The organism is Haemophilus sp. HMSC066D02 (genome assembly GCF_001810545.1).
Lineage (GTDB): Bacteria > Pseudomonadota > Gammaproteobacteria > Enterobacterales > Pasteurellaceae > Haemophilus_D.
In genome coordinates this window covers 100,827-110,333 of record NZ_KV801808.1, presented here as the reverse complement: position 1 = coordinate 110,333, position 9,507 = coordinate 100,827, and the positions used below count along the sequence as shown (strand labels likewise).

Below are 9,507 nucleotides of genomic sequence, written 5' to 3'. Positions count from 1 at the left end.
CTGGTTCGAGACCGGTATCGCCCACCACTTTTCTTGAAGTCCTTTTTTAAATCAGTCAAATTAGCATTAGTTCTGTTTTATCTTATAAATAAAAACGGCCACAAAACTTTTCATTTTATGACCGCACTTCTATCTAATTTTTTGGATTAAACTGGCTCTAAACCTAGCACTTTACGTCCATTGATACTTGCTATATCAACCATTGCATCAAGATGTGGGAAGCGACAGCCAGCAGCAAGCAAGCTTAACTCTTGCCATAAATCCCCTTCACAAAGTGGCACCATATAATCACAGATATTATCCGTACCTAACGCGACTGTAATCCCTTCTGGAATCATTTCATCTGCCGGTGTCAAGGCATTATGGAAAGGCATCAAATCTTCTTTTCGGTTACTATCAATCCACGCCATTGGACAAGCAATCATCATCATTTTTGCCTGACGCATTTTTTCATAAAGTTTATAGCGGTATTCTTTGCTATGTGCACCAATGGAAATACCATGGATCGCCACGACTCTACCTTCCATACCATGTTCGATGGTTTTGTCACAAAGCTGCTCAGTTTCTTTTTCTTTCGGAGAATTGAATTGATCCACATGCACATGACACATAATGCCGCGAGATTTAGCCGTATCAAGTAAAATATCCATTGCTTCAAGACCGCGACCATAATCAAGCTCATCTCGATAAGGCAAGCCTCCAATCATATCCACCATATCTGAGCCAATATCAAACCATTTGCGTGCTTCTGGCTCAATGACCCCTTTTAAGGTCTGATTTGCAAATTTCAAAATGATGTCATGTTTATAGACTTCGCGAGCTTTGTGCGCAGCAATGATGGCTCGGTCTTCACAAATCGGGTCGATATCCACAAAAGTACCAAATGCCGTCACCCCTTGGGAAATCATCAGCTCAATCGATTGACAGAAACGGGCGTAATAATCATCAACACTTGATGTACGTTTAACTTCGTCCACTAAATCCCATTTTTGTTGAAGATTACTATTGTGATAAATGCCAATTTTTTCAGGTGTCATTGTAAAAGCACGATCTGCGTGAGCATGGGCATTAACCCAGCCACCTTTTTTAATGATTTCGTCTCGAATAAACGTTTTAAAGCTACGAACGTGATTTCTCATAATAACTCCGCCAAAAAAGAAAGGAAAAGAGAGACGAGAAGTGTATTAATTGAAAAGCAAACCCAATAAGGATCTGGTCTATTGTGAATTGTTTGCAATGTTATGAAAAATTCGCAGATTTTAATTAATAACATCTTTTCAGTCTTTCAACTGGGTGCAAAGTATAAAATTTTAAGCACAAAAAAGCTATCTATTTATTGACAAAAGAACGTTCTTGTTTAAAAACATCCAAGAACAACCCGAGTGGTGGACGGCTAGAAGATTGCTCAGTATAAGTGCGGTCAAATTTCTTATAGTTTCCTTTGCGATCAATATGATACTGTGTGCCATCCGGCTGAATAATGACATTCCAACGGAAATTCGATGCCAACACCCAAGGATCGCCATTAAGCTCAAATAAATTACGACCTTGCGCATAATCTGAAACAGGATTTTTCACTTTAAAGATCGACGACATCAATGCTGGCAATAAATCGGTATGACTTGTTAATTTTGTCACTTCTTGCACCGGTAAATCTTTCCAGTAAACAATAAACGGCACTTGGATTTCATCACGACCAAAATAATTTTCTTGTGCTTTTTCATCCAGCTTATTAAACGTTGTACCATGCTCTGCTGTAATAATAACAATGGTATTATCTAAAGAGACTGATGCTAAAGTGCCATCAATTTGTTGATCAATATCTGCAAGCGATTTGGTGTAATTTTCTTCCGTTTGATCTGCAATATCTAAATCCATATAAGCAAACCAAGGTCTATCCTCTTTTAAGAGAGATAAAACACCATTTATCTCTTCTTTTGGCGAAGAGGCTTTCACTTTAGGTAATTTCACATTACGGAACAAGGCTTGTTTAAATAAACTGTCTTTAAATGCCGTAGACGAATAAGCGACAAATTGATATTTCTCATCTTGTAACTTCTTAATTAATACCGACGACGTATGATTACTCAAAATACTGTCTGTATAATTCGCATTCAGTCCATAGAATAAGCCCACTAAGCCCGCATTGTTTGTATTGCCACTACTGTAATGATTCATAAATTGAGTCGAGCTTGTGGCAAATTCAAACAATTTAGGCATTTTCTCACCAGTCAGGGCATCATAACGTAAGCCTGAAACGGTAATCACGAGGATGTTTGGTTTGTTCTCAACTTGCTCAAACTGAAGGTCTTTTTTCGGATAATCAAGTTTTAATGCATCTAAACGCCCTTCTTGCTCTAAGCGCTGAGAGTATATTTCCGCATTAATGAACCCTTGTTTTTCCAAAAAGGTTCGAGCAGTCATTGGATAAGAAAGCGGGAAATTTGAGCGTTGCATGGTAATCGGACGATATAAAAATGCATCCGCCCAAGCGTAAATTAAATGTGTTGCAACAAAAGTAGATGTCAGCATTAATCCCACTTTCTTCAGCCATTTCTGACGCTCTAAACTACGTAATTTTTCCCAACTCCAACGGGAGAAAAGCATTTGGATTAGCAAAATAATCGGCATCGGTGCAAAGAAAATTTGCCAATCCCGTGAAAGATCGCCCTTTTCAGGGTTCACTAACAAATTCCAAACAATAGAAGAAAGGTGGATATTAAAGCGATTAAATACTTCTGTATCAAACAGCAGTAAAGTGGTGCAAATTGTCGCGATAATCACCGTTAGCCCACGGAAAGTACGGTGATTCTTTATGATAAAACTCAGCGGAAATATAACCAGCAAATACAAAGCAAAAACACAAAAGCTGAAATGGCCTAATAAGCTGATGAAAAAATAAATTTTGCCGAGTAAGGTGTCCGGCCAGTCAATGAGAAAAGCGTAACGACTGCCAATAAGAATTGCGATAATAATGTTAAAAAAAGCAAACCAGTGTCCCCACGAAATTTTTCGTGAGGTTTCTTCACGGTATTCACGTCCGTTGAATTTGCTCTTTTTAAACCAAAACATTTTATTTTATTTTTACCGAATTCATTAGAGAGTTGGCAAAGGCTTGTGCTAATGCTTCACGCTGTGCAGCTGGCACACTAGTGGTCAATAAATTACTGGCCATATTGCCTAAAGCGATAAGAGAAAGATCAACGGGCGCTTTGTGAGTTTCAAGCACGCTAATCATATCGTTAATGATGGCATTAACTTGCCCATCGGAATACTTTGAATGTTGAGCCATTTGGAATGTTTAAGCCTGTTCTAAATACAAAAAAACTTCTCATATCATACCCGATAATTTGCTCAATCTGAATAATTTCTTTTTTCTTGCATAAAAAGTGCGGTTATAATTTAAGGCAAATTTTATGAAGGAAAAAATTATGAGCATTACGGTTAATCAAATCGTGCTACATCAATTAGTTAAGCACGCTGAAAATGAAACCACTACGATGGAAAGCGTGTTGCGTGATGAGCTTCTCACCATTACGCCAGAAGTCGAACAAATGATGTTGCAATTACATCAAGGTTATCAAAATAAAGGCAAAGCTTTTGGTGTCTTCCAAGAGAACTCTATTTTTGCGCAAGATCTGAATCGTTTATTAGAAAATGAAATCAACTTTTTAAATTTCAGCCAACAATCTACGAAATTATTAGCGCAAGAATTGGGCAAATATAATTTTGCAGACAGCGGTACGCTTATCCTATGCCAATATAATTTTTTAGCGACGGATTATCTATTCATCGCCCTGTTAGATAGTCGTATCAGCATGTTAGTTGACGAAAATCTTGAAATTCACCGTACAGAATACTTAGATATCACACAATTTGATATTGCGGCATGTATCAACTTAACGGATTTACAAGTAAATGCAAACTCAAACCGCTACCTTACCTTCATTAAAGGTCGTGTTGGCCGTAAAATTAGTGACTTCTTTATGGATTTCTTGGGTGCAGAAGAAGGGTTAAATCCACAAGTTCAAAATCAATGCTTATTACAAGCAGTCAGTGACTACTGTGAACAAGGTGAACTAAATAAAGAACAAACCCAAGCAGTCAAAAAACAGGTATTTGAATACTGTAAAGGTCAATTAGCAAGCGGCGACGAGATCGCATTAACTGAACTTTCAGCTAATTTGCCGACTCTAAACGAGCGCCCTTTTGTCACCTTTACAGAAGAGCAAGATTACGGCTTGGAAGAAACGATTCCACCAGTACGTTCAGCCTTAAAAACATTAACGAAATTTTCAGGTTCCGGTAAAGGGGTGACATTAAGTTTTGATGCGGATTTATTGAATAACCGTATTGAATGGGATCCACTTACAGATACTTTAACAATCAAAGGGATACCACCAAATCTGAAAGATCAACTTCAAAAAGCATTAAAGTGCGATAATTAATTTGGCAAGATCATAAAGTTTCGGTATCATTCGACATAACTTTGCAGTAAAAGGTAAAAAATATGCAATTAAGAACATTTTTAGGTGCAGTTGTTTTAGCATTAAGTTTAACTTCTTGTTCAACAGTGCAAAAAGTCGTTTATCGTATTGATGTACCACAAGGTAACTATTTAGAAGCGACCACTGTGGCACAAGTAAAACCAGGCATGACAGCCCAACAAGTACAATATTTACTTGGCACACCGGTTTTAATTGATCCTTATAGTAACTTAACTTGGTATTACGTGTTCTTACAACAACACTCTTACCAAAAACCTGAACAGCACACATTTACAGTGAAATTCGATCAAAACGGTTTAGTGAGCAGTGCAGAATTAGATAAACCATTACCTGAAGTGGCAAAACAAGACGAAAATAATACTATTATCAGCACACCTGAAAACGCAGGCAAGAAAAGCTGGTGGAAATTCTGGTAGTCATAAAAAAATAGTACCTGCTTGTCATATCAAGCAGGTTCGTTGTATTACAAGGGAATAAAAATGTCAAAAATTCTATTAGTTGATGATGATATTGAACTAACAGATTTGCTTGCAGAAGTTTTACGACTGACTGGTTTTGAAGTCGAAATTGCAAATAATGGTCAAGAAGCATTAGACAAGTTAAATTCAAGTCACCAGTTAGTTTTATTGGATGTCATGATGCCTGTATTAAACGGCATTGAAACACTCAAGAAAATTCGTCAAACATCAAACGTCCCTGTAATGATGCTTACTGCACGTGGTGAAGAAATCGATCGTGTGTTGGGCTTAGAACTTGGTGCCGATGATTATTTGCCAAAACCATTTAACGATCGTGAATTGGTTGCCCGTATTAAGGCTATTTTGCGTCGTGCCGCTCCATCAGAAAAAGAAACACAAAATTCGACCACACTTCCATCTGAAGAAAATACATTGGAATTTGCTGGCTTAGTGCTTCACTCTGGTCTTCAGCAAGCCTCTTATAAAGGCCAAGATCTCGGTCTAACTGGCTCTGAATTTGCACTACTCCACAAACTCATACTTCGTCCGGGACAAATTGTCTCTCGTGAAGAATTAAGTATGAATGTGCTTGGCAAACACCTTTCTCCTTTCGATCGCTCGATTGATATGCATATGTCAAACTTGCGCAAAAAACTTCCAGAAAGAGACAATGGCTTACCATGGCTGAAAACGCTACGTGGTCGTGGTTATTTATTGGTTTGTGAATAATGCTTATTAAGAAATTCAGCTTAAATCAGCTCACTATACGCACATTCACTGTCTTTTGGTTAGCATTCTTTGCCATGACCGCGCTTTTGGTTGCCCTCCCTTATTTTGATAGCCGCTTATACTCAGATTTAAATCAAAATGAAATATCGAGCTATCAAAAGAAACTCGTCGAATCGATTCGTAACAATAGAATCAATGGTATCCTCGCAGGCGTTCCTGTGCTTCCAACTGATAAATTCGACTCAGCTCGTCCTGTTATCATGACGCCGGAAAAAGAAATCTTCGGCGCTTTAGGCGAAGAAAGAATGCATATTGCTCAGTTCGCACAAGAGTCAAGTAACTTTGCCCAACCACAACGTAAAACCTTTAAAGATATTCAAATTGCAGGACCTTTTAAAGTCTATATTGGTGACGCTGAACAATCCTCCGAATTATTCTTTGTATCTCGTGCAAACGGCCAACAAGAAATTCTACGGTATATGCTTGACCATCCCTGGGTCTTATTACTCTTAACCTTAATTATTACAACGCCTTTACTTTGGTGGTTTACACATACTATCGTCAAACCGATTACTAATTTACAAAAGGCGGCTAATAGCGTGGCATTAGGAAACTTTAAAGTTGATAATGAATTAGCAAATCATGGTCCATCAGAATTACGAGAAGTAGGTCAAAGCTTTAACAAGATGTCGATTGCGATTGATAATCTCATTTCTAATCAACACAATCTACTCTCCTCTATTTCTCATGAATTAAAAACACCACTGACACGTTTACAACTTTCCACAGCCTTGGTTCGCCATCAAACGGGTGATATTGAGCCAGTTAAACGCATTGAGAAAGAAATCCAACGAATGGACAAAATGATTAGCGAGTTGTTACTCATTTCTCGTCAACAAATGCATTCTCAAATGGAGCATAATTTATTCCCTATTAATCAGCTTTGGGATGATGTGATAAAAGATGCCTTATTTGAAGCTGAGCAGCGCCATATTACCTGCGATATCAATATTTCTATTTTACATCCTGAAAAACATATGATTTATGGCAACCTAAGTTTGCTCACCAGTGCGATTGAAAATATCATTCGAAATGCATTGAAATACACGAAAGATCGTATTTTCTTAACCATTGATTTACATAAAAATGAACAGGATGATAATTGTCTGCAAATTCGAGTAGATGATAATGGCTTGGGATTACCACCAGAAGAATTTGATAAAATCTTTAAACCATTCTATCGAGTTGATGAAACCAGAACACGAGCCACTGGCGGAACAGGACTAGGTTTAACAATTGTCTATAATGTAGTGAATGAACACAATGGAAAAGTATGGGCAGAATCCAGTAACTTAGGTGGACTTGCCGTCACGATTCAACTCCCATTATGGAAACAACATTAATCCAAAAATAAAAGGCGATATTTTCATATCGCCTTTTTCTTATTTAATTTTCACTCGTTTTAACCGCAATGCATTGAATAGCACCGAAAGCGAACTCATTGCCATCGCTGCCCCTGCTAAAACAGGACTTAAGTAGCCTAATGCCGCAAGTGGAATACCTAGTACATTATAAATCAAGGCAAAGAATAAATTTTGTTTTATATTCTTTAATGTTGCTCTGGAAATCATTAATCCATCAACTAACTGATCCACCGAATGCTGCATGAGTGTCGCCGATGCAGTTTGTTCTGCAACATCAGAACCCGATTTCATCGCAAAGCTTACGTTAGCCATTGCTAATGCTGGTGCATCATTCACACCATCACCAACCATTGCGACCACTTTGCCTTGCTGACGTAATCTCTCAATATAAGCCGCTTTGTCACGTGGACTGCAATTACCCTGTGCAGTTTTCACACCTACTTGCTGGGCAACATAATCAACGACAGATTGTTGATCACCACTCATCATCACCACATCAATATTATGTTGGTGTAAGCGTTGAATCGCTTGCAAACTATCCTCTTTTAGACTGTCTGCTAGCGCAAATGCACCGATTGGACTGTTATCTACAGATACCGCAACAACACTCGCGATTTGCCAAATTTGGGGTATATTATCTGGTAAGGTTAATTCACAATAAGTCGGCTTACCGACTTTAACCAAACCAACTCCTTCAATGTGAGCAGATATACCCTGCCCCACTTCTGAATGAACTGAAAGTGCGGTCGGAATTTCAAGTGATTTTTCCTGCGCAGCCAGGACTATCGCTTTAGCTAAAGGATGATTGGCATTTTGCTCAACGGAAGCTGCAATACGATACAAATCTTCCTCAGAATAGACCGCACTTTGTGGTTGCCAAACAGCGGCAATTTTGAGCTCTCCTTGAGTTATCGTTCCTGTTTTATCTAATACCACCGTATCCACATGCGCCGCCTCTTCCATAGATGCCGCATCTTTAAACCAAATCCCTGCATTGACTGCTTTCCCCATTCCCACCATTATGGCAGCAGGTGTGGCAAGCCCTAATGCACAAGGACAGGCAATGACTAACACAGCAACCGCATGAATTAAAGCGGTTACCCAATCTCCTTTTATCCACCAGGTTAATCCAAATGTCATTACGGAAATCAATAACACGGTAGGCACAAATACAGCTGAAACTTTGTCAGCAAAACGAGCAATAGGCGCTTTTGTACCTTGCGCCTCGGAAAGCGCTTTCATCATATCGCCCAATAGCGTTTGCTGTCCGAGTTGATTAGCTCGATAAATAAGACTACCTTGTGTCACCATTGCCCCTGCAAGCACAGGGCTTTGAGACATTTTTTCTAATGGGTGAGATTCACCGGTTAAATGACTCTCATCGCACCAACCACTCCCCTGTTCAACTACGCCATCAGCTGCAATACGTTCACCTTGATTAGCTCGTAAAATATCGCCTATTTTTACTTGATCGAGAGGAATCGTTTCCCAACGATTTTCACGTTGAACACTGACTTGTTTTGGGGTGAGTTGTAATAATAGCCCTAAACTGTTTAAGCTTTGTTTCTTCGTTCTTTCCTCAAGAAATTTCCCAAGGCTGACGAAACCGATGACCATCACCGATACTTCAAAATAGACATGAGATGCGCCATCATGCCCCATTGACTGATAATAAAACAGCATAAAGACCGAATAGAGATAAATCACCAACGTACCAGTACTCACGAGTACATCCATATTGGCCAAACCACCTCGAATACTACCAATCGCACCTTTATAAAAAGGAATGGCTAACCAAAGTTGCACAATGCTCGCAAGAACAAATTGCCACATTGGTGGTATCATCCAAGAATGATGATTAAACATCATCCCGCTCATTCCGATTAAAAAAGGAATGTTAATGAACAAAAGCAACCATAAACGCGGACTAATCTTCGTTTCATTAGGTGCGCTAGGCAGCACATTTTGCTTTAGAATGCCCTTATATCCCGCTTTTTGAATAATTGTCAAAATATCTTGTTCTGAAGCCTGAGATGAATCAAATACGACATGCGCTTCCTCTGCCGCAAAATTCACGCCCGCGTCAGAGACAAAATCATTTCGATTCAATACTTTCTCAATCCGATTAGCACAGGATTGGCAGGTCATCCCCTCGATTTGAATGACTATTTTTTTATTCTGTTGCATCAAAACCTGCCTCTTCAATTGTTTCAATTAATTGTGCAATACTAACCGCACTTTCATCAAAGGTAATCACCGCTTTACCGTCATCAAGTGTTACAACAGCTTTTTCTACGCCATTAAGCTCTTCCAACACTCTTGTGACGCTTTTCACACAACCACCACAAGTCATTCCTGTTACATGTAATGTAATTGATTTCATATTTA

The 9,507-nt window shown here is 38.8% G+C and carries 9 protein-coding genes; 4 read left to right on the top strand and 5 right to left on the bottom strand.

All coding sequences use genetic code 11. The features are described from left to right. Nucleotides 1-146 precede the first annotated feature (146 nt). The 3 genes from HMPREF2750_RS05950 to HMPREF2750_RS05940 form a co-directional block, all read right to left on the bottom strand. On the bottom strand, nucleotides 147-1,139 hold the full coding sequence (locus HMPREF2750_RS05950) for an amidohydrolase family protein (RefSeq protein ID WP_049383223.1): 993 nt from the start codon (nucleotides 1,137-1,139) through the stop codon (nucleotides 147-149). Nucleotides 1,140-1,329: 190 nt separating this feature from the next. Then, nucleotides 1,330-3,072 (bottom strand): DUF3413 domain-containing protein, encoded by a 1,743-nt coding sequence (locus HMPREF2750_RS05945; protein WP_070583045.1) that lies wholly within the window; start codon nucleotides 3,070-3,072, stop codon nucleotides 1,330-1,332. Nucleotide 3,073: 1 nt separating this feature from the next. Then, nucleotides 3,074-3,292 carry a YejL family protein gene (locus HMPREF2750_RS05940; RefSeq protein ID WP_005698664.1) on the bottom strand — a complete coding sequence of 73 codons (219 nt, stop codon included), beginning with the start codon at nucleotides 3,290-3,292 and terminating at the stop codon, nucleotides 3,074-3,076. Between the two features lie 139 nt (nucleotides 3,293-3,431). On the opposite strand from HMPREF2750_RS05940, the gene yejK reads away from it, so the two are divergent. From yejK to cpxA, 4 genes are all read left to right on the top strand, one after another. Continuing rightward, nucleotides 3,432-4,448, top strand: coding sequence for a nucleoid-associated protein YejK (yejK, locus tag HMPREF2750_RS05935; RefSeq protein WP_070583044.1), 1,017 nt, complete (start codon nucleotides 3,432-3,434; stop codon nucleotides 4,446-4,448). Nucleotides 4,449-4,510: 62 nt separating this feature from the next. Continuing rightward, nucleotides 4,511-4,924: an outer membrane protein assembly factor BamE gene (gene bamE / locus HMPREF2750_RS05930; protein ID WP_070583043.1), complete on the top strand. Its 414-nt coding sequence runs from the start codon at nucleotides 4,511-4,513 to the stop codon at nucleotides 4,922-4,924. Between the two features lie 63 nt (nucleotides 4,925-4,987). After that, complete coding sequence (locus tag HMPREF2750_RS05925) at nucleotides 4,988-5,695, top strand: response regulator (RefSeq protein ID WP_070583042.1); 708 nt, start codon at nucleotides 4,988-4,990, stop codon at nucleotides 5,693-5,695. Then, nucleotides 5,695-7,098: an envelope stress sensor histidine kinase CpxA gene (gene cpxA, locus HMPREF2750_RS05920; RefSeq protein ID WP_070583041.1), complete on the top strand. Its 1,404-nt coding sequence runs from the start codon at nucleotides 5,695-5,697 to the stop codon at nucleotides 7,096-7,098. The genes HMPREF2750_RS05925 and cpxA overlap by 1 nt, the downstream gene beginning before the upstream one ends. A 39-nt stretch (nucleotides 7,099-7,137) precedes the next feature. On the opposite strand, the gene HMPREF2750_RS05915 is transcribed toward cpxA, so the two are convergent. Together HMPREF2750_RS05915 and HMPREF2750_RS05910 are read right to left on the bottom strand one after the other, a co-directional pair. Further along, nucleotides 7,138-9,306 carry a heavy metal translocating P-type ATPase gene (locus tag HMPREF2750_RS05915; protein WP_070583040.1) on the bottom strand — a complete coding sequence of 723 codons (2,169 nt, stop codon included), beginning with the start codon at nucleotides 9,304-9,306 and terminating at the stop codon, nucleotides 7,138-7,140. Then, a complete protein-coding gene (locus HMPREF2750_RS05910) occupies nucleotides 9,293-9,502 on the bottom strand; it encodes a heavy-metal-associated domain-containing protein (protein ID WP_049356372.1) in 210 nt (69 codons plus the stop codon). The genes HMPREF2750_RS05915 and HMPREF2750_RS05910 overlap by 14 nt, the downstream gene beginning before the upstream one ends. Nucleotides 9,503-9,507: the final 5 nt, after the last annotated feature.

Excerpts from the sequence above, each read along its gene's own strand:
- HMPREF2750_RS05950 (WP_049383223.1), bottom strand. The coding sequence starts at position 1,139 with ATGAGAAATCACGTTCGTAGCTTTAAAACGTTTATTCGAGACGAAATC.
- HMPREF2750_RS05945 (WP_070583045.1), bottom strand. The coding sequence starts at position 3,072 with ATGTTTTGGTTTAAAAAGAGCAAATTCAACGGACGTGAATACCGTGAA.
- HMPREF2750_RS05940 (WP_005698664.1), bottom strand. The coding sequence starts at position 3,292 with ATGGCTCAACATTCAAAGTATTCCGATGGGCAAGTTAATGCCATCATT.
- yejK (WP_070583044.1), top strand. The coding sequence starts at position 3,432 with ATGAGCATTACGGTTAATCAAATCGTGCTACATCAATTAGTTAAGCAC.
- bamE (WP_070583043.1), top strand. The coding sequence starts at position 4,511 with ATGCAATTAAGAACATTTTTAGGTGCAGTTGTTTTAGCATTAAGTTTA.
- HMPREF2750_RS05925 (WP_070583042.1), top strand. The coding sequence starts at position 4,988 with ATGTCAAAAATTCTATTAGTTGATGATGATATTGAACTAACAGATTTG.
- cpxA (WP_070583041.1), top strand. The coding sequence starts at position 5,695 with ATGCTTATTAAGAAATTCAGCTTAAATCAGCTCACTATACGCACATTC.
- HMPREF2750_RS05915 (WP_070583040.1), bottom strand. The coding sequence starts at position 9,306 with ATGCAACAGAATAAAAAAATAGTCATTCAAATCGAGGGGATGACCTGC.
- HMPREF2750_RS05910 (WP_049356372.1), bottom strand. The coding sequence starts at position 9,502 with ATGAAATCAATTACATTACATGTAACAGGAATGACTTGTGGTGGTTGT.